The sequence below is a fragment of the Methylobacterium sp. J-070 genome, assembly GCF_022829385.1.
Lineage (GTDB): Bacteria > Pseudomonadota > Alphaproteobacteria > Rhizobiales > Beijerinckiaceae > Methylobacterium.
In genome coordinates this window covers 38,625-57,964 of the sequence record NZ_JAKSXX010000246.1, presented here as the reverse complement: position 1 = coordinate 57,964, position 19,340 = coordinate 38,625, and the positions used below count along the sequence as shown (strand labels likewise).

The 19,340-nt window shown below is 70.3% G+C and carries 20 protein-coding genes; 14 read left to right on the top strand and 6 right to left on the bottom strand.

Annotated features, from left to right (window positions below):
• The first annotated feature begins 316 nt into the window (after window positions 1–316).
• The 4 genes from recR (at window position 317) to truA (ending at window position 3,241) form a co-directional block, all read left to right on the top strand.
• Window positions 317–922, top strand: a complete 606-nt coding sequence (recR, locus tag MKL01_RS28620) for a recombination mediator RecR (protein WP_243908573.1) — start codon at window positions 317–319, stop codon at window positions 920–922.
• A 106-nt stretch (window positions 923–1,028) separates the two neighbouring features.
• Complete coding sequence (gene def / locus MKL01_RS28615) at window positions 1,029–1,544, top strand: peptide deformylase (protein ID WP_243908572.1); 516 nt, start codon at window positions 1,029–1,031, stop codon at window positions 1,542–1,544.
• A gap of 6 nt (window positions 1,545–1,550) precedes the next feature.
• Window positions 1,551–2,480 (top strand): methionyl-tRNA formyltransferase, encoded by a 930-nt coding sequence (gene fmt / locus MKL01_RS28610; RefSeq protein ID WP_243908571.1) that lies wholly within the window; start codon window positions 1,551–1,553, stop codon window positions 2,478–2,480.
• Window positions 2,480–3,241 (top strand): tRNA pseudouridine(38-40) synthase TruA, encoded by a 762-nt coding sequence (truA, locus tag MKL01_RS28605; protein ID WP_243908570.1) that lies wholly within the window; start codon window positions 2,480–2,482, stop codon window positions 3,239–3,241. The genes fmt and truA overlap by 1 nt, the downstream gene beginning before the upstream one ends.
• On the opposite strand, the gene dapE is transcribed toward truA, so the two are convergent.
• The 3 genes from dapE to MKL01_RS28590 form a co-directional block, all read right to left on the bottom strand.
• Window positions 3,223–4,401 carry a succinyl-diaminopimelate desuccinylase gene (dapE, locus tag MKL01_RS28600; protein WP_243908569.1) on the bottom strand — a complete coding sequence of 393 codons (1,179 nt, stop codon included), beginning with the start codon at window positions 4,399–4,401 and terminating at the stop codon, window positions 3,223–3,225. The genes truA and dapE overlap by 19 nt on opposite strands.
• Window positions 4,402–4,482: 81 nt before the next feature.
• Entirely contained in the window at window positions 4,483–6,828 is a 2,346-nt protein-coding gene (locus MKL01_RS28595) for an amylo-alpha-1,6-glucosidase (RefSeq protein WP_243908568.1), read from the bottom strand.
• A 148-nt stretch (window positions 6,829–6,976) separates the two neighbouring features.
• Window positions 6,977–8,107: a glycosyltransferase family 4 protein gene (locus tag MKL01_RS28590; RefSeq protein WP_243908567.1), complete on the bottom strand. Its 1,131-nt coding sequence runs from the start codon at window positions 8,105–8,107 to the stop codon at window positions 6,977–6,979.
• Between the two features lie 612 nt (window positions 8,108–8,719).
• On the opposite strand from MKL01_RS28590, the gene rpmI reads away from it, so the two are divergent.
• The 7 genes from rpmI (at window position 8,720) to MKL01_RS28555 (ending at window position 14,732) form a co-directional block, all read left to right on the top strand.
• The gene (rpmI, locus tag MKL01_RS28585) at window positions 8,720–8,923 is read left to right on the top strand and encodes a 50S ribosomal protein L35 (RefSeq protein ID WP_243908566.1); all 204 of its coding nucleotides are present in this window, start codon (window positions 8,720–8,722) and stop codon (window positions 8,921–8,923) included.
• A 50-nt stretch (window positions 8,924–8,973) separates the two neighbouring features.
• Window positions 8,974–9,351 (top strand): 50S ribosomal protein L20, encoded by a 378-nt coding sequence (gene rplT, locus MKL01_RS28580; protein WP_243908565.1) that lies wholly within the window; start codon window positions 8,974–8,976, stop codon window positions 9,349–9,351.
• A 148-nt stretch (window positions 9,352–9,499) separates the two neighbouring features.
• Window positions 9,500–10,582 carry a phenylalanine--tRNA ligase subunit alpha gene (pheS, locus tag MKL01_RS28575; protein WP_243908564.1) on the top strand — a complete coding sequence of 361 codons (1,083 nt, stop codon included), beginning with the start codon at window positions 9,500–9,502 and terminating at the stop codon, window positions 10,580–10,582.
• 34 nt (window positions 10,583–10,616) lie between these two features.
• Window positions 10,617–10,916: a hypothetical protein gene (locus tag MKL01_RS28570; RefSeq protein ID WP_243908563.1), complete on the top strand. Its 300-nt coding sequence runs from the start codon at window positions 10,617–10,619 to the stop codon at window positions 10,914–10,916.
• Window positions 10,916–11,395, top strand: a complete 480-nt coding sequence (locus MKL01_RS28565) for a hypothetical protein (protein WP_243908562.1) — start codon at window positions 10,916–10,918, stop codon at window positions 11,393–11,395. Before MKL01_RS28570 ends, MKL01_RS28565 begins: the two co-directional genes overlap by 1 nt.
• A gap of 23 nt (window positions 11,396–11,418) precedes the next feature.
• Complete coding sequence (gene pheT / locus MKL01_RS28560) at window positions 11,419–13,839, top strand: phenylalanine--tRNA ligase subunit beta (protein ID WP_243908561.1); 2,421 nt, start codon at window positions 11,419–11,421, stop codon at window positions 13,837–13,839.
• 11 nt (window positions 13,840–13,850) lie between these two features.
• Window positions 13,851–14,732, top strand: coding sequence for a DUF1186 domain-containing protein (locus MKL01_RS28555; RefSeq protein ID WP_243908560.1), 882 nt, complete (start codon window positions 13,851–13,853; stop codon window positions 14,730–14,732).
• On the opposite strand, the gene MKL01_RS28550 is transcribed toward MKL01_RS28555, so the two are convergent.
• Both MKL01_RS28550 and infC read right to left on the bottom strand, forming a co-directional pair.
• Window positions 14,721–15,506: a HesA/MoeB/ThiF family protein gene (locus MKL01_RS28550; protein ID WP_243908559.1), complete on the bottom strand. Its 786-nt coding sequence runs from the start codon at window positions 15,504–15,506 to the stop codon at window positions 14,721–14,723. The genes MKL01_RS28555 and MKL01_RS28550 overlap by 12 nt on opposite strands.
• A gap of 103 nt (window positions 15,507–15,609) precedes the next feature.
• Window positions 15,610–16,131 carry a translation initiation factor IF-3 gene (gene infC / locus MKL01_RS28545; RefSeq protein ID WP_243908558.1) on the bottom strand — a complete coding sequence of 174 codons (522 nt, stop codon included), beginning with the start codon at window positions 16,129–16,131 and terminating at the stop codon, window positions 15,610–15,612.
• 262 nt (window positions 16,132–16,393) lie between these two features.
• Between infC and MKL01_RS28540 the strand changes: the two genes are divergently transcribed.
• Together MKL01_RS28540 and MKL01_RS28535 are read left to right on the top strand one after the other, a co-directional pair.
• The gene (locus MKL01_RS28540) at window positions 16,394–16,825 is read left to right on the top strand and encodes a MerR family transcriptional regulator (protein ID WP_243908557.1); all 432 of its coding nucleotides are present in this window, start codon (window positions 16,394–16,396) and stop codon (window positions 16,823–16,825) included.
• Window positions 16,755–17,168, top strand: a complete 414-nt coding sequence (locus MKL01_RS28535; RefSeq protein ID WP_243908556.1) for a carboxymuconolactone decarboxylase family protein — start codon at window positions 16,755–16,757, stop codon at window positions 17,166–17,168. The genes MKL01_RS28540 and MKL01_RS28535 overlap by 71 nt, the downstream gene beginning before the upstream one ends.
• Window positions 17,169–17,178: 10 nt before the next feature.
• On the opposite strand, the gene MKL01_RS28530 is transcribed toward MKL01_RS28535, so the two are convergent.
• Window positions 17,179–18,465, bottom strand: a complete 1,287-nt coding sequence (locus tag MKL01_RS28530; protein ID WP_243908555.1) for a glycosyltransferase family 4 protein — start codon at window positions 18,463–18,465, stop codon at window positions 17,179–17,181.
• Between the two features lie 107 nt (window positions 18,466–18,572).
• Between MKL01_RS28530 and MKL01_RS28525 the strand changes: the two genes are divergently transcribed.
• Window positions 18,573–19,340, top strand: a complete 768-nt coding sequence (locus MKL01_RS28525; RefSeq protein WP_243908554.1) for an alpha/beta hydrolase — start codon at window positions 18,573–18,575, stop codon at window positions 19,338–19,340.

The following is a 19,340-nucleotide window of genomic DNA, read 5'->3' as shown; positions in this document are numbered from 1 at the left end:
ACGCTGGATCACCGTTCCCCAGCCGCTTCCCGTCTCCCGCTGAGTAGGCGGCGAAGCTTCGCTGTCATTATGGGCTTCGTCCGAGGCCCGCAATGTGGACGACCAAGTTAGATCACAGTTGTGGAGGCAGGAACCCCGGTCTGTAAGCAGTCACCCGCACCGGCCGGCTCGCCGGCACGGGCGTCATCGCTCCGCAATACCCACATGCCAGATGGGCGCGCGCGCGCCCTTGCATGCTGACCGGCGACGGCTATGCCCGTACCGGACTCCTCACCCTCCCCGCGCCCGCACGCTTTGAGCGGCACACAGAGGCACGATGCCCCAAGCCGTCGCCGGCCCCGAGATTGAACGTCTGATCCAGCTCCTGGCTCGTATGCCGGGGCTCGGGCCGCGCTCGGCGCGGCGCGCCGCCCTCCAACTCATCAAGAAGCGCGACACGCTCCTCGGTCCGCTCGCCGACGCGATGCGCGTCGCCGCCGAGCGCATCGTCGTGTGCACGGCCTGCGGCAACGTCGATACCTCCGATCCCTGCACGATCTGCCGGGACGCCGAGCGCGATCCGGCGACCCTGGTGGTGGTCGAGGACGTGTCGGACCTGTGGGCGCTGGAACGCTCGGGGGCCGTCAAGGCGCGCTACCACGTGCTGGGCGGCGTGCTCTCCGCCCTCGACGGCGTGCGGCCTGAGCACCTGAACCTCGCGACCCTCGTGGACCGCGTGGCGCGTCCGGAAATGACCGAGGTGATCCTCGCCCTCAACGCCACGGTGGATGGGCAGACGACCGCCCACTACGTCACCGAGTCGATCCGGCACTGCGACGTGAAGGTGACGCGCCTCGCCCATGGGGTGCCGGTGGGCGGCGAACTCGACTACCTCGACGAGGGTACGCTGACGGCGGCCATTCGCAGCCGCACGGCGTTCTGACCGGCCCGGGATCTGCGGCGGGACGATTATTTGACCGGCTCCCGGCCGCATCCTATTCGACCACGAGCCCGGACCCGTCCCGGCTCCGTTCCCGCCGGTTTCCGCCATGACCATCCGCCCGCTCGTCATCCTGCCCGATCCCGTCCTGCGCCGCGCCTCCGATCCGGTCGGGCCGATCACCGCCGAGATCCGCACCCTCGTCGCCGACATGTTCGAGACGATGTACGATGCCCCCGGCGTCGGGCTCGCGGCGATCCAGGTCGGCGTGCCGAAACGCATCGTGACCATCGACACGTCGAAGGAAGAGGGTGTTCGCGATCCGCGGGTCTTCATCAACCCCGAGATCGTCTGGTCCTCGGAGGAGAAGCGGGTCTACGACGAGGGCTGCCTGTCGATCCCGGAATATTACGGCGAGGTCGAGCGGCCGGACCGGGTCCGCGTGACGTTCCGCGACCTCGACGGCACCGAGCGGGAGATCGAGGCCGACGGGCTGCTCTCGACCTGCATCCAGCACGAGATCGACCACCTGAACGGCGTGCTGTTCATCGATCACCTGTCGAAGCTGAAGCGTGACCGGGTGATCAAGAAGTTCGCCAAGGCGGCCAAGCGTGACGCGGCCTGACCCGCCATGCGCGTCGTCTTCATGGGCACTCCGGATTTCGCGGTGCCGACGCTGGCGCGGCTCGCAAAGGACGGTCACGACATCGTCGCCGTCTACACCCGCGCCCCCGCGCGGGCCGGCCGCGGCATGAGCCTGCGCCCCTCCCCGGTCCATGCCCAGGCCGATGCCCTCGGCGTGCCGGTGCTCACGCCGTCGACGCTCCGCACGCCGGAGGCGGCCGGCACCTTCTCGGCTCACCGGGCCGACGTCGCCGTGGTGGTCGCCTACGGGATGCTCCTGCCGCAGACCGTCCTCGATGCGCCGAAACACGGCTGCCTCAACCTCCACGGGTCCCTGCTGCCGCGCTGGCGCGGGGCCGCTCCGATCCAGCGCGCCGTGATGGCGGGCGACGCCGAGAGCGGCGTCGGCGTGATGCGGATGGAGGCCGGGCTCGACACGGGTCCGGTCGCCCTGGAGGGGCGGCTGCCGATCACGCCGGGCATGACCGCCGGCGCGTTGCACGACGCCCTGATGCCGCTCGGGGCCGAGTTGATGGCCCGCGCCCTGGCCAGGCTCGAGCAGGGGGCGCTGACCTTCACGCCTCAAGCCCAGGAGGGCGTCGTCTACGCGCACAAGATCGCCAACGACGAGGCGCGGATCGACTGGTCGCTCGCCGCCGGAGAGGTCGCGAACCGGATCAACGGGCTCTCGCCCTTCCCGGGCGCGTTCTTCGAGGTCGATCTCGGCAAGGGCCCGGAGCGGGTGAAGGTCCTGCGGGCCGCAGCCGCCGACGCAGCCGGCGAGGCCGGAACGCTGCTCGACGCCGACGGCACCGTGGCATGCCGCGACGGCGCGGTTCGGCTGATCGAGTTGCGTCGCGCCGGGAAGGGCGGCAGCGCCAGCGGGCCGGACTTCGTCCGCGGCGCCCGGCTGACGCCCGGCGCCCGCCTCGGCTGATGCCCCGCTACAAGCTCGTCATCGAATATGACGGCGGTCCGTTCTGCGGCTGGCAACGGCAGGTCGGAAATCCGTCGGTCCAGGCGGCCATCGAGGCCGCGGTGACGCGCTTCTCCGGCGAGGACGTGCGGCTCACCTGCGCCGGACGTACCGATGCCGGCGTGCACGCCATCCATCAGGTAGCGCATCTCGACCTCGCCAAGACGTGGCGGACCGACACGGTGCGCGACGCCCTGAACGCGCATCTGCGGCCGCAGCCGGTGGCGATCCTCTCCGCCGGGATCGTTCCGGCGACCTTCGACGCCCGCCGCTCGGCGATCCGCCGGCACTACCGCTACCGGATCCTCAACCGGCGCAGCCCGGCCGCGCTGACGCGGGCCCAGGTCTGGCACGTGCCGTGGCCGCTGGATCCGGAGCGGATGCACGAAGCGGCGCAGCGCCTCGTCGGCCTGCACGATTTCTCGGCCTTCCGGGCCGCCGAATGCCAGGCGAACAGCCCGATCCGCACCCTGGAGCAGCTCGACGTCGCGCCGGCGCCGATGGCGCTCCACGAGGAGATCGTGGTGGCGGCCTCGGCGCGCTCCTTCCTGCATCATCAGGTGCGGGCCATGGTGGGCACGCTGATGCTGGCGGGGTGCGGGCGGTTGTCGGCGGACGACGTGGCCGACATCCTGGCCTCCGGCGAGAAGCGCCGCTGCGGGCCGCTCGCGCCGGCCGCGGGCCTGACCTTCGTGGGTGTGGACTACGAGTCCGGGAAGTAGGCCTCCAGCACCCGTCCGTAGATCGCCGTCAGCCGCTCCAGATCGGCGACGGCCACGTGCTCGTCGACCTGATGCATGGTCTCGCCCACGAGCCCGAACTCGATCACCGCGCAGGCATCCTTGATGAAGCGGGCATCCGAGGTGCCGCCGGTGGTCGAGAGGGTCGGCGTCAGGCCGGTCTCGGCCCGGATCGCCTCCACGACCAGATCCACGAAGGCGTCGGGCCGCGTCAGGAAGGCCGGGGCGTTCGACGGCTGCAGGTCCAGGGTGAAGCGCACGGCGTTCCCGGCCGCACGCTCAAGCCGCGCGCGGATCTCGGCGCCCAGGCTCTCCGCCGTCCAGTCGTCGTTGAACCGGACGTTGAAGGTCGCCCGCGCGGTCGCGGGAATCACGTTGGTGGCGGGGTTGCCGACGTCGATCGTGGTGAATTCGAGGTTCGAGGCGTCGAAATGCGCCGTGCCACTGTCCAGGGGCTGGACGATGAGCGCCGAGGCGAGGCGCAACAGGCCGGGGATCGGGTTGTCCGCCTTGTGCGGATAGGCGACGTGGCCCTGCCGGCCGAGCACCATCAGCTTGCCGGTGAGCGAGCCCCGCCGGCCGATCTTGATCATCTCTCCGAGGCGGCCCGGATTGGTCGGCTCGCCGAGCAGGCAATGGTCGAAGCGTTCGCCCCGCGCCCGCGCCCAGTCGAGCAGCTTCACCGTGCCGTTGACCGCCGGCCCCTCCTCGTCGCCGGTGATCAGGAAGGCGATGGACCCCGGACGGTTCGCGCCCCGGCGCGCCAGGAACGTCAGGGTCGCCGCCAGCATGCAGGCGATGCCGCCCTTCATGTCGGCCGCCCCCCGCCCGTACAGCATCCCGTCGGCCACAGTGCCGTCGAAGGGACCGTGACGCCAAGCGGCCTCGCCGGTCGGCACCACGTCCGTATGGCCGGCGAAGAGGAGACACGGCGCCTCCCGGCCGATCCGCGCGTAGAGGTTCGGGGTGTCGGGATAGCCCGGCTCCGAGAAGACCGGCCGCGCGATCGCGAACCCCGCCGGGCGGAGCGCCTCGGCGACCACGTCGAGGGCGCCGCGATCCTCGGGGGTCACGGACGGGCATCGGATCAGGTCCTGCGCGAGGCGCAGGGCAAGATCGGGAGCGTCGTGATCAGCCGGCATGAACCCGTCCTCGGCGGCGGGACGCGCCGCACGGCCCGCTTAACCCGAACCGGGCCGCGGCGCGTAGCCCCAACCCGGGCCCTACTTGGTGATCACCACCTGCACGTCGCCGTGGCGCCGCTGGACCGAGACGGTCACGTCGTGGTCGTAGCGCTGGAAGCGGATGTCCACGTGGGACGAGCCGAGCCTGACATTGTAGAGGGTCACGCCGTCGAGGAAGGCCGGCAGGATCGGGTTCTTGAGCCGGACGCGGTTGCGGGCGTGGTCGAGTTCGAGGCCGAGGCAGGCGGCCAGGAACGCGAAGGGCGCGGCGGCCGCCCAGGCCTGCGGGCTGCACGCCACAGGGTACGAGACGGGCCCCCGCTGGTGGCGGCGCATGAAGCCGCAAAACAGTTCCGGCAGCCGCTTCTGGTCCTGGTAGAGCGAGGTCTCGAACATCCCCTGGAAGATGCGCGCGGCCTCGTGCTTCCGGTCGTAGCGGGCGAGGCCCATGGCGATCAGCGCATTGTCGTGCGGCCAGATCGAGCCGTTGTGGTAGGACATCGGGTTGTAGCGCGCCTCGCCCCGGGCGATGGTGCGCACGCCCCAGCCGTTGAACCCGTCCTTGCACAGAAGGGTCTCGGCGACCCGGGCCGCGCGCTCGGGCTTGGCGATGCCGGTGAACAGGGCGTGTCCGGCATTGGACGAGCGCACCGCACATTGCTGCTTCGACCCGTCGAGGGCGAGGGCGTAGGTACCAATCTCCTCGTTCCAGAACGCCGCGTCGAAGCGCTCGCGCAACGAAGCCGCCGCCTGGGTCAGGCGCTCGGCCAGGGGATCGTGCCCGAGCAGCGCGGCGAGCTTCGCCATGCCGTGCTTGGCCGCGTAGACGTAGCCCTGCACCTCGCACAGGGCGATCGGGCCCTTGGCCAGATGACCGTCCGCGTGGAAGATCGAATCGTGGCTGTCCTTCCAGCCCTGATTCTCCAGGCCCTTGTCGGTGTCGCGGGCGTACTCGACGAAGCCGTCGCCGTCCCGGTCGCCGTAGCGGTCCATCCATTCGAGGGCGAGTTCGAGCGCCGGCCAGATCGCCCGTATCGTCTCCAGGTCGCCGGTGACCGCGTAATACTCCCAGGCGAGCATCACGAAGAGCGGCGTGCCGTCGATGGTGCCGTAATAGTGGCGGAACGGAACCTCGCCGAGCATCGCCATCTCGCCCCGGCGGGTCTCGTGCAGGACCTTGCCGGGCTGCGCGTCGGCCGCCGGGTCGACCGCCTTCGCCTGCGTCGCCGCGAGGTAGCGCAGGACGCCGCGGGCGAATTTCGGGTCGATCCAGAGCGCCATCATCGCCGTGATGATGCCGTCGCGGCCGAAGACCGTGGAGTACCAGGGGATGCCGGCGAACGGATAGATGCCCTCCGGCGTGCGGCTGGCCAGCATGTAGAGGTCGGCCGTGGCGCGGCACAGGCCTTCGTTGAACTGGTCGTTCGACGAGATGATCGTGGTGATCCCCGCGGTGAGCGCGCGCAGGTCGCGGCGCGCGTCGCGGTAGGCGCGGGCGAAGATCGTGCCCTCGCCGAGATCCTTGGCCTCGCGCCGGGCGCCGCCGGCATTGGCCGCCAGCGTCAGCTTGGCGGCGGAATCCTCGCCGACCATCATGTCGGTCGGCGGCTTGGTGAAGGCGCGGTGCGCCTCGAAGGCGACGCGGATGAACAGCGAGGTGCGCCCGCCGGGCGGCAGCGACATGTCGAAGGCCACGCGGCCGGGCTCGATCACGTCCGGCCGCGGGCCGAAATGCAGCGCCGTCGTGCGCACGATCTCGTCGAGGCCGACGTAGCGGAACTGCACCTCCCGGTCGCTCGCGACGAGCACGCCGCGCTTGCCGCGCTGCGCGCGATCGGTGCCCCGCACCTCGAACAGGTCGCGGAAATCCGCATCGAACGACACGGCGATGCGCAGGCGGCGGTGCTTCGAGTCGAACGACCGCAGCCCGATCCGGTCGTAACAGGTGCCGCGGAAGAGGAATTTGGTGCGCTCGATGGCGATCGTCTCGCGGGGGATCGAGGTCTCGTCGTGCGCGTCGAGGCGGATGTCGGGGGTGGTCATGTCGACGCTGAGCGCGCCGTTGTCGTCCTGCATGACCGAGGAGAGCATCAGCGGGCGCTGGCCCTCGACGGACAGCTCCAGGCGGGACAGATAGCGCGTGTCCTGGAAGTACAGGCCCTCGGGGCCGGGCTGGACCCCGATGTCGCCGTAGGAATCCAGGACGCCGAAGGCCTCGCCGAACTTCAGCGACCGCAGGGGCCGCTCGACCAGGGAGGTCTGGGCCTCGATGTGATAGGGCGGCAGCACGTCGTCCGCGTCCTGGAAGCCGAGCGCCACCTTTCCGGCACTCGCCGCGGTCCGGGCCGTCGCATCGTGGGCCGCTGCCGTGTTCTCCGCCGCCATGCAGGGCTTCTCCGGGTCGTATGAGGGGTGCGAATCGAGAGGGCCGCCGCATCTGCTGTGATGCGGCGGCCCTGTTCCACGCTACGGATGAGTCGCCTTTAAGACGCTAGGCCGGTCGGGGCCCGTCTCGCAAGCCCGGTGCCGCCCTTCAGGCCGGCATGGCGGCGACGGAGATCGCCGGGCGCGCAGAGCCGTTCACCTCACCGTATTGCGGCTTGAAGCCCGACTTCGGCAGCTGGATCACGTCCGCGCCGCGGGCGAGCAGCTCCTCGTAGGCGGCGACGTACTTCGTCACCATGCACTCGGCGGTGAACTGGCTCTCGAAGTGACGGCGGACGCCCGCGCGGCTCATGGCCTTGACCTGCGCGACGGCGGCCACCGCGTCGTCCATGGTGTTGCACAGAACGCCGCCGACGCCGTCCTTGATGACCTCCGGGACGGACCCGTTGCGGAAGGCGATCACCGGCGTGCCGGCCGACATCGCCTCGATCATCACCAGGCCGAAGGGCTCCGGCCAGTCGATCGGGAAGGCCAGCGCCAGGGCGTTGCCGAGGAAGTCCTTCTTCTGCTCCTCGTTGATCTCGCCGATATACTCGATCAGCGGATGATGGATCATCGGCTCGATGACCTCATTCCAGTAATCCTGGTCGGCCTTGTCGACCTTGGCGGCGATCTTCAGCGGCGTGCCGGATCGGATCGCCATCTCGATCGCACGGTCGGGCCGCTTCTCGGGCGAGATCCGGCCGAGGAAGGCGAGGTAGCCGCCCTTGGCCTCCGGGTAGTACGGGCAATTCTCGGCCGGCAGGCCGTGGTGGATCGTCGCCAGCCAGTTCGAGGTCGGCGGCATGGGCAGGCGCTGGTTGTCGGAGATCGACACCAGGGGCATGCCCGTGAAGGTCCGGTAGACCGGCATGAAATCCGGCACATCGAGGCGGCCGTGCATCGTCGTGAGGCACTTGTGGTTCAAGTCCTCGAACATCGGATACTGAAGCAGATCGATGTGGAAATGCAGGATGTCGAATTCGTGGGCACGCCGATGCACCTGATGCAGCATCGCGAGGTGGCTGGCGGTGTGATCGCGGTACCCGAGCAGGCGCAGACCCTCGGGCGTGCAGGCCGCGAGTTTCGCGGAGGTCTGGGAGTCACCGCTGGCGAACAGCGTGACGTCGTGGCCCTGGCGGACCAATTCCTCTGTAATCCAGCTGACGACGCGCTCGGTGCCGCCGTAGAACTTCGGAGGGACAGCCTCCGACAACGGAGCGATCTGGGCAATGCGCACGAAGTGTCTCCTGGTTGGCCATCTTTGACGGGGGGTCTAACCCTGCCGGCCTGAGCGGGACATGAATGAAACAGACGGCCAAGGTTATGGTTCCTGGCACCCCGCCTGTCGCGCGCTGTTTTGTGCAGCGCGGGAGCTGTCCCCGCATTCCCCGAATCACCGCGGCGGACGGGGCCGGCCCGCCCTCGTCCGCAGAGGCGGCCGCATCCCCGCAGCCTGCGCCGCAACACGGCCGCGGAATCGGTCGCAGGTCCCGTCCCCCGGCGGCACAGGATGAGGGTCGAAACCCTTCCGGAGAGACCGCAGTCCATACCCGGACCGCCTCCCGCATTGGGGGACGAGGACGGGAACGGCTCGCGGAAGCCTGAGCGTGGGCATCGCAGCCGACACAGACGGGGGAAGGCGCGCCTTCGATCTCCGGGGCTCCCATCCTGCCCCGTGCACGGCCGTTGCCGCCGCGTCGGCTTTCTGTCATAAGCCGCACCGCGTCGAACCGCCCGGCCGATAGGGCTGCCGTGGCGGCTCGTGCTGCTCCATCAGAAGCATCAGCGCGCGAACCTCCTCCGACCCTCGCGGGTCGGCCTGACGGAGTTTCGCGCAACGGAGAGCCAAATGCCCAAGTTGAAGACGAAGTCGGGCGCCAAGAAGCGCTTCAAGATCACCGGCACCGGCAAGGTGATGTACGCCCAGGCCGGCAAGCGCCACGGGATGATCAAGCGGACGACCAAGCAGATCCGCAACCTGCGCGGCACCACGACCCTGTTCGAGGGCGATGCCGTCAACGTGAAGAAGTACTTCCTGCCGAACTCGCGGTAGGCCTTCGACACCCGTTGCCACTGTCTTTCGTCGAATCCAGGAGATAACCGATGGCCCGCGTCAAGCGCGGCGTGACCAGTCACGCGAAGCACAAGAAAGTTCTGAAGGCCGCCAAGGGCTATTACGGCCGGCGCAAGAATACGATCCGCATCGCCAAGCAGGCGGTCGAGAAGGGCATGCAGTATGCCTACCGCGACCGCAAGAACAAGAAGCGCACGTTCCGCGCGCTCTGGATCCAGCGCCTCAACGCGGCGGTCCGCGAGCACGGCCTGACCTACTCGCGCTTCATCGACGGCCTGGCCAAGTCGGGCATCGTCGTCGACCGCAAGGCGTTGTCGGAGCTGGCGATCCACGAGCCGGCGAGCTTCGCCGCCGTCGTCGAGGAGGCGAAGGCCGCGCTGCCGCAGACCACCGCCAAGGCCGCCTGATCCAGGCACGCGGCGGGACGTACGGAAGGCGCGGCTCTCCCAGGGAGCCGCGCCTTCGTCGTTCCGGGGGCCCGGCTTGCGTCCCGGCGCCCGACGCGCGACAGCACGCCGCCACGACCGACTCCGCCCACCCTGCTCGAAGACAGCGATGACCGATCTCGACACCCTCGAACGCGACCTCCTGGCCCAGGTGAGCGCGGCGTCCGACGAGGCGGCCCTCGACGCGGTCCGCGTCGCGGCGCTCGGCAAGAAGGGCAGCGTCTCGGATCTGCTGAAGACCCTGGGCGCCATGACGCCCGACGAGCGCAAGGAGCGCGGCCCGCTGATCAACGGCCTGCGCGACCGGGTGCAGGGTGCCGTCTCGGCGCGCAAGGCCGCCCTGACCGAGGCCGCCCTGGAGGCGCGTCTCGCCTCCGAGCGGGTCGACGTGACCCTGCCGGTCCGCGAGGCGCCCGAGGTGCGCGGCCGGATCCATCCGATCTCGCAGGTGATCGACGAGATCACGGCGATCTTCGCCGACATGGGGTTCGCGGTGGCCGAGGGTCCGGACATCGAGACGGACGAGCTGAACTTCACCGCCCTCAACTTCCCGCCCGGCCACCCGGCCCGGGAGATGCACGACACGTTTTTCCTCGCGCCGGACCGGGACGGGAAGCGCAAGGTCCTGCGGACCCACACGTCGCCCGTCCAGGTGCGGACCATGCGGTCGCAGACGCCGCCGATCCGGGTGATCATCCCGGGCCGGACCTACCGGCACGATTCCGACCAGACCCACACGCCGATGTTCCATCAGGTCGAGGGCCTGGTGATCGACAAGGCGGCCAACATCGCCAACCTGAAATGGGTGCTGGAGGAGTTCTGCAAGACGTTCTTCGAGGTCGAGGGCGTGACGATGCGCTTCCGCCCGTCCTTCTTCCCGTTCACCGAGCCCTCCGCGGAGGTGGACATCCAGTGCTCCCGCAAGGGCGGCGAGATCCGCTTCGGCGAGGGCGACGACTGGCTGGAGATCCTGGGCTGCGGGATGGTGCACCCCAACGTGCTGCGCAATTGCGGGCTCGATCCGGACGCCGTGCAGGGCTTCGCCTTCGGGGTCGGCCTCGACCGCATCGCCATGCTCAAATACGGCATGCCGGACCTGCGGCCATTCTTCGAGGCGGATGTCCGCTGGCTCGACCATTACGGCTTCCGGCCGCTCGACGTGCCGAGTCTCGTGGGCGGCCTGACGGGTTAGGCCGCACGCCGCGCTCCAGCACAGGAGACAAACGATGCTGAAGGACGCCGAAGTCCGGTCCGTCGCCAACGAGATCTTCGCCCGCGCCCTCGGGCCGGACCGTTTCGATCACCTCGATGTCGAAGTCGGCCCCGACCATTACGGTGATCCCTCGTTCTTCGTGGCGCTGTACTTCCGTCCGGGTGTGGATCCGCGCGACGTGACCGACATATCGAACGCGCATGCCGATCTGCTACGGCGCCTTCTCGATCTCGTTGAGGAGCGCTCCCCCTACCAGCGCAAACATTTTGCCGACGACGAGGTTCTCGGAGATGACGGGCTGGAGACGGCCTGATGGCGCGTTCGCGGAACACGCTGGTGGCGGATCTGCTCGAAGCCGCCGATACGCGGGCCGCTCAGACGGGTCGGCAGAACCTGCGCGAGACTGCGATGCGCCGGGCGCTGAGCAGCGCCTATCATGCGGCGTTCCACGAGCTTTGCTATGTCTGCGCGGACCAGTTCGGCGTGTGGACCAAGGGGGAGGATCTGCGCGAACCGGTCTATCGCCTGGTTGACCATGGGATCGCGCGCTCGCGCCGGACCGGCAAGGAAGCGGCTGGGATTGCGCCCGACATCCTGCGGATCGGCACGCTCTTCAAGGATCTTCAGGAAGCGCGACACAGCGCCGACTACACGTCTTCCGCCATGCCGGTGAGCCAGGGCTGGGCCCTCAGCCAGATTGCGGAGGCCCGGCGGATCGTCGAGCGCATCGAAGCGCCTACGCCGGAAGACCGACTGAAACCTGCGATCCTTCTCGTCACGAAGGCGCGCTGACGCATGCAACAAGAACAGATCCCATGAAATTCACCCTCTCCTGGCTCAAGGACTACCTCGACACCGAGGCCTCCCTCGACACCATCGCCGACACGCTGACGCGGATCGGCCTGGAGGTGGAGGGCGTCGAGGACAAGGCCGCCGCGCTCAAGCCCTACGTGATCGCCCGGATCCTGACGGCCGAGCAGCACCCCAACGCCGACCGGCTCCGGGTCTGCACGGTGGATACGGGCGCGGCCGAACCGGTGCAGGTGGTCTGCGGCGCGCCGAATGCCCGGGCCGACCTCGTGTCGGTCTTCGCGCCGCCCGGCACCTACGTCCCGGGGAAGAACATCACCCTGTCGGTCGGCACGATCCGGGGCGTCGAGAGCCACGGCATGCTGTGCTCGGGCGCCGAACTCGGCCTCGGCGACGATCATGACGGCATCCTGGAGCTTCCGGCGGACGCGCCGGTCGGCCAGCCTTACGCCCTCTATGTCGGGCTCGACGATCCGGTCATCGAGATCAACCTGACGCCGAACCGGCCGGACTGCACCTCGGTCCACGGCATCGCCCGCGACCTCGCCGCCGCCGGGATCGGCACCCTGAAGCGCGAGACCCTGCCGGGCCTGCGCGGCGAAGGCCCCTGCCCGGTCGAGGTCGAGCTGGCCTTCGAACCGGCCGACCGGAACCTCTGCCCGCTCTTCGCCCTGCGCCTGGTGCGCGGCGTGACAAACGGTCCGTCGCCGGCCTGGATGCAGGCCCGGCTGCGGGCCATCGGCCTGCGCCCGATCAACGCGCTCGTCGACATCACCAACTACGTCACCTTCGACCGCGGCCGTCCGCTGCATGTCTTCGACGCCGCGAAGGTCTCGGGGCCGCTCACCGTGCGGCGGGCGCGCGACGGCGAGAGCCTGCTGGCCCTCGACGGCCGCACCTACGCGCTCACCGGCGACACCGTGGTGATCGCCGACCGGTCCGGCGTCGAATCCATCGCCGGCATCATGGGCGGACAGGAATCCGGCTGCGACGCGGGCACCACGGACGTGCTGATCGAGTCCGCCCTGTGGGATCCGGCCAACATCGCACAGTCGGGCCGACGCCTCGGCATCATCACCGACGCGCGCTATCGCTTCGAGCGCGGGGTCGATCCGGCCTTCACCCTGCCCGGCCTCGATCTGGCGACGCGCCTGGTGGTGGATCTCTGCGGCGGCACGCCGACCCAGGCGCGGATCGCCGGGGAGCCCCCCGAGGCCGAGCGGATCATCGACTTCCCCTGGACCGAGGTTCGCCGCCTCGCCGGGATCGAGGTGCCGCGCATCGAGATGAAGCTGATCCTGGAGACGCTGGGCTTCCACGTCTCGGGAACGGGCGACCGGGTGAAGGTGCTCACGCCGTCCTGGCGGCCCGACGTGGAGGGCAAGGCCGATCTCGTCGAGGAGATCGTGCGCATCGCCGGGCTCGATCGCATCGAGGCCAAGCCGCTGCCGCGGATGGCAGGCCTCGGGCGGCCGCTGCTCACGGTGATGCAGCGGCGCACCCGCACGGCCAAGCGGGCCCTGGCGAGCCGGGGCCTGATGGAGGCCGTCACCTGGTCGTTCGTCCCGCATGCCGACGCCGTTCTGTTCGGCGGCGGCGGCGCCGACCTCGTCCTGGCCAACCCGATCGCCTCGGAACTGTCCGACATGCGGCCGAGCCTCCTGCCGGGGCTCCTGCGGGCCGCGCAGCGCAACGCCGACCACGGCTTTCCGGACGTGGCCCTGTTCGAGGTCGGCCAGTGCTTCGCCTCCGACGAGCCCGAGGGCCAGACCGTGCGGGCGGCCGCGGTTCGCCGCGGCAGCGCCACCCTGTCCGGCGCCGGGCGGCACTGGGACGGGGCCAGCGAGACCGTGGACGCCTTCGACGCCAAGGCCGACGCCCTCGCCCTGCTCGGCAGCCTCGGGGTCCCGACGGGCGGCCTCCAGGTGACGGCGGGCGGCCCGTCCTGGCTGCATCCCGGCCGCTCCGGAACCCTGCGCTTCGGGCCGAAGACCGAGATCGGCTGGTTCGGCGAGGTGCATCCGCGGACGCTTCAGGCGCTCGACCTGAAGGGCAGCCTCGTGGCCTTCGAGATCGTCCTCGACGCGCTGCCGTTGCCCAAGCACAAGCCCACCAAGGCGAAGCCCGCGCTGGTGCTGTCGGAGTTCCAGCCCCTGTCCCGGGACTTCGCCTTCGTGGTCGGCCGCGACGTGCCGGCGGGCGACATCGTGAAGGCCGCCCAGGGCGCCGAGCGCAAGCTCGTGACCGGCGTCGATGTGTTCGATCTGTATGAGGGCCCCGGCATCCCCGAGGGCTCGAAGTCGGTGGCGGTCGCCGTGCGGCTCCAGCCGGTGGAGCGGACCCTCACCGACGCGGAGATCGAGGCCGTGAGCGCGAAGATCGTCGCCGAGGTGTCCCGGCGGACGGGCGCGACCCTCCGAGGCTGAGGCTCTGAGACATGGACCGGATCGCCCTGCTCATCGAGGATCTCGCGGCGGCCGAGCACCGGCCGGCCGCGGCCCTGAAGGAAGCCCTGAAGCATCCGGCTGCCATCGCCGAGGCGACCCTGCCGCTGCTGGCGGCGGCCGCGGACGGTCGCGAGCTGACCCCGGAGGAGACGAACCTCCTGTTCTGGGGCCTGCACGTCGTGGCCCATGCCCGCGACACGCGTGCCCTGGCGCCGCTGCTCCAGCTGCTCCGGCAGGACGAGGAGACCCTCGACGCCGTGCTCGGTGACGCCGTCACGGCGACCCTCGCCCGGGTCGTGGCGAGCCTGTTCGACGGCGACCCGACGCCGCTGTTCCGCCTGATCCTCGACAGCACGGTGGACGATTTCGTCCGCATGGCGCTGCTGTCGGCCTGCACCTTCCTCGCCCTGGAGGGTCGGATCGAGCCCGCGGCGCTGCACGGTCTGCTGATCCGCTTCGACGACGCCAAGGCGGCCGTGGAGGAGGCGCCGGTCTGGGCCGGCTGGGAAGAGACCATCGCCCATCTCGGCTTCCGGGACCTCGCGCCGAGGGCGGCGGCGGCCCGCGCCGACGGACGCCTCACCGACGAGATCAGCGACGCCGAATGGTTCAAGGAGGCCCTACGGAAGGCCGAGACCAAACCCCACGACCGGGACCGGCTCGGCCCCTACCAGTACGGCTACCTGGACGACCCGGTGGAAGCCCTCGACTGGGCCGCCGAGGGCGCAGGCGAGCCGCAGCGCAACCCGTTCAAGGATGTCGGCCGGAACGACCCCTGCCCCTGCGGCTCGGGCAAGAAGTTCAAGAAATGCTGCCTCGGCCGGGAAGCCGTCGAAGGACCCTGGATGCCGCCGGGGGCATCAGGGGGCTGAGGCGCCGGTGCCGCTGAGCGGATTCTCGGGATCCCAGCCGTAGTTCAGGGTCTCGAACCGCATGGCCCTGGCATCGACCATCAGCAGGCGCCCGACCAGGGGATCGCCGAAACCCGCCACCGCGCGGATCACCTCCATCGCCATGAGCGAGCCCATCACGCCCGCCAGGGCGCCGAGGACCCCGGCCTCGGCGCAGGCGGGGACGCTGCCGGGCGGCGGCGGGCTCGGGAACAGGCAGCGATAGGTCGGGTTCGGCGTCCCGTCCGGGCCGGTCTCGTGCGCCCGGATCGTGGTCAGCGTGCCGTCGAACCGGCCCAGAGCCGCCGTGACCAGGGGCCGCCGGGCGCGGAAGCAGGCGTCGGAGACGGCGTAGCGCGTGGCGAAGTTGTCCGAGCCGTCGGCGACGAGGTCGTAGCCCGCGATCAGGTCGACCGCGTTGTCCGCGTCGATCCGGAACGGATGCCGGGTCACCGCGACGTGCGGGTTGAGGCGCGCCACCGCGTCGGCCGCGCTCTCGACCTTCGGCCGGCCCAGATCCGGCGTCCCGTGGATGATCTGCCGCTGGAGGTTCGACAGCGAGACCGTGTCGTCGTCGACGATGCCGATCGTCCCGATCCCGGCGGCCGCCAGATACTGGATCAGCGGGGCGCCGAGCCCCCCTGCCCCGACCACCAGGATCCGGGCCGCCTTGATCCGGGCCTGCCCGGGTCCGCCGACCTCGGCGAGGACGAGGTGGCGGGCGTAGCGTTCGATCTCGTCGGGGGCGAGGGCCATGGCTGCCCGTGTCATCCGCGGCGGCGGCGCTCGCGGGCGCCGAGAAAGGAACGCCGCCCCGGTGAGGAGGCGGCGCGGGTGTCGGGTCGGTGGGCCGCGCCGCTCAGCGCGGCGCGAGGATCATGATCATCTGGCGGCCTTCGAGCATCGGCTCGCTCTCGACCTTGGCGATCTCCGCCGTCTCGCTCTTCACGCGCTCGAGGAGCCGAAGGCCGATGTCCTGGTGAGCCATCTCACGACCGCGGAAGCGCAGGGTCACCTTGACCTTGTCGCCCTCCTCGAAGAAGCGGTGCACCGACTTCATCTTCGTGTCGTAATCGTGCTTGTCGATGCCGGGGCGGAGCTTGATCTCCTTGACCTCGACCGTCTTCTGTCGCTTCCGAGCCTCGTTCTGCTTCTTCTGCTCGTTGAAGCGGAAGCGCCCGTAATCGAGCAGCTTGCAGACGGGCGGGACGGAGTTCGGCGCGATCTCCACGAGATCCAGGCCGGCCTCCTCGGCGAGCGTCAGGGCGTCGAAGAAGGGGACGACGCCGCGGTTCTGGCCGGTGTCGTCGATCAGCTGCACTTCCCGCACCCCGCGAATATCGCGGTTGGCGCGCGGCCCGTCCTTCTGCGGGGCCGGCATGGCTCTCATCGGTCTACGAATGGCTTCAGTCTCCTGCTGCAACGACGAATGGCGGATCGGACGATCCCGAGAGGATCTCCTGACCGCCGGTCGCTCCGGTCTCATCCGGACATACTACGTTGGGGGAAGCGCGGCCAGTGTCAACGGCCTACCGCTGTGCCGGGTGAAATAACGGCCCGGCGCCCGGCGTGCCGGGCCGCCTTGACTGAGAGCGCGCTCGAAGCGGTACCTGTCCCCTCGTCGTGACGCGAATCAGGACGCCATGAGGATCGGTGATCTCGCCCGGCGAACCGGCCTGTCGGCCCATACGCTCCGCTACTACGAACGCATCGGCCTGTTGCCCTATGCCGACCGGGACCGGTCGGGACGGCGCGACTACGACGACTCGATCCTGGCCTGGATCGCGTTCCTCGGGCGGCTGAAGGCGACCGGGATGCCGATCCGCGAGATGCTGCGGTACGCGTCGCTGCGCGCGCAAGGTGAGGCCACCGGCGCGACACGCCGGCGGATGCTCGAGCAGCATCGCCGGCAGGTTCGTCTCCGGATCGCCGAATTCAGCGCCTGCCTTCTCGTCCTCGACGCCAAGATCGCCGGCTATCACGGCACCGACACGGAGACGGTTGATGACGCACGATCGAACGACATCGGAGGACAGCCGGTACGAACGCGGGCGGGCGGCGCTCGCCCGGATTGACGGACGGGGCGGCGAGAAGGTCGTCGCGGCGCTGGCCGACATCGCCCCCGACTTCGCCCGATACCTGATCGAGTTCCCGTTCGGCGACATCTACTGCCGCCCGGGCCTGGACCTGCGCAGCCGCGAGATCGCCACGATCGCGGCGCTGGCGGCGCTCGGGAATGCCGCGCCGCAGCTCAAGGTGCACATCGCGGCGGGCCTGAATGTCGGCCTGACCCGCACCGAGATCGTCGAGATCCTGATGCAGATGGCCGTCTATGCCGGCTTTCCCGCCGCCCTCAACGGCCTGTTCGCCGCCAAGGAGGTTTTCGCCGCCGCTCCGGACACGTCGGACGGCGCCTGAACCGGACGCCTCAGCGCGGGCGACGCAGCAGCTCCGCGTAGACCGCCAGCGTGTCGCCGGCCATCCGCTCGAGGGAGAAGTTGGCCTCGACATGCGCCCGCCCCCTGCGGGCGAGGGCGTCCCGGGCGCTGGCGCCCAGCGACAGGGCTTCGGTCAGCGCCGCGGCCAACGCGCCTGCGTCGCCGGCGGGGACGCGCCATCCGGTGCGCCGGCCGGCGGGGAGATCCGGCGGGGCCAGAACCGTCTCCGGGACGGCGCCGAGATCGGAGACCACCACCGGCGTGCCGAGGGCCTGCGCCTCCACGGCGGAACGCCCGAACGCCTCGGGCTCCACCGACGGCACGGCCACCACAGAGGCCGCCCGGAAGGCGGCCGGCATGTCGGTGCAATGGCCGACCCGGCGCACGACGTCGCCGAGCCCCCGGGCCGCGATCAGGGCGTCGAGCTCGCGCTCGTAGGAGGCCCGCCCCTGCGGGTCCCCCGCCAGGACGACGGCGATGTCCGGGACGCCGCGGTCGCGCATCCGTGCGGCGGCCTCGATCAGCACGCGGTGGCCCTTCCAGGCTGTCAGCCGTGCCGCCAGCAGGATCACGCGCTCGTGCGGCGCCACGTTCCAGGCCCGGCGCAGGGCCTCGACCCGGGCCGCCCCGACGGCGACGGGGTTGAAGACGGTGAGATCGGTGCCGCGGTGGATCACCCGGATCCGGTCGCCGGCCTGCTCGGCATGCAGGCGCCCGATCAGGTCCGCGGTGTAGCGCGAATTGGCGATCACCACGTCGCCGCGGGCCATCACGGAATTGTACAGCACCTTCACGCCGGTTCGCCCGGAATAGCTGCCGTGATAGGTCGTCACGAACGGCAGGCCGAGGCGGCGCGCGGCGCCCAGCGCCACCCAGGCGGGGGCGCGCGACCGGGCGTGGATCACCTGCACGCCCTCGCGGCGGCAGAGCGCCATCAGCCGCAGGACGTTCACCGCCATGCGCGCCGGGTTCTTCGAGGCGGCGGGAAACCGGAGCCAGTGGCCGCCCTTCGCCTGCAATTCACCCACGAGCCGGCCGCCTTCGGTCGCCACCAGGGCGCGGGCGCCGGCGGCGGCCAGCGCACCGGCGACGTCGACCGTCGTGCGCTCGGCGCCCCCGGCCTCGAGCTCCGGGATGATCTGAAGGATCCGGGCGCCCGCCAGCGCCCCGATCTCGGCCGGAAAGGCCGAGAGGCCATGGGTCACATCGCTCACCCGCGGTCCGCCGGCCAGGGGACGCGGAGTCCCGGCCGGTGTCTGCCAAATGCTTGCTGCCATTGCTCCAGCATCGCTGCCGGGCTTTACGGTCTGGTAAACGGAATTTGAAGCCGACCCGGTCAGGGCTGGACGTCTTCAACGCGCGGACAGGGATATCGGAGACGACGATGACCGAAACAGGGCCCGAATTCCTGGACGTCGGCACGGGCGCGGCGGCCCGGCGCGTCGCGGTCCGGGTGCGCGACGGTTCGGGACCGCCGGTGGTGTGGCTCGGCGGCTTCCGCTCGGACATGACCGCCACGAAGGCGACGGCGCTCGATGCCTGGGCGGCCGAAGCCGGGCGCAGGCTGGTCCGCTTCGATTATGCCGCCCACGGCGCGTCGAGCGGCACCTTCACGGATTGCACCATCGCGACATGGCTCGAGGATGCGTGCGCGGTGCTGGATGCCTACGTCCACGAGGCCCCGATCCTGGTCGGCTCATCGATGGGCGGCTGGATCGCGTGTCTTGCCGCCCGCGCCCGCGCGCGGCAGGGCGGGCGGACCGCGAGCCTCGTGCTCATCGCGCCGGCGCTGGACTTCACGGAAGAGCTGATCTGGAATCGCCTGAGCGAGGCGGCGCGCGCCATGCTGGTCCGGGACGGGGTGCTCAAGAAGCCGAGCGCCTACGCGCCCGAACCCGATCCGATCACCCTGAGCCTCATCGAGGACGGCCGACGGCATTGCCTGCTCGACGGTCCGCTGGATCCGGGCTGTCCCGTCCACATGCTCCAGGGCATGCGCGACACCGATGTGCCCTACACGCACGCCCTGAAGATCCTCGGCCATCTTCCGGCGGAGGGAACGGTCCTGACCTTGATCGCCGACGGCGACCACCGGCTGTCGCGGCCGCAGGACATCGCCCGGCTGGTCGCCGCCGTGGCCGGGTTCGCCTGA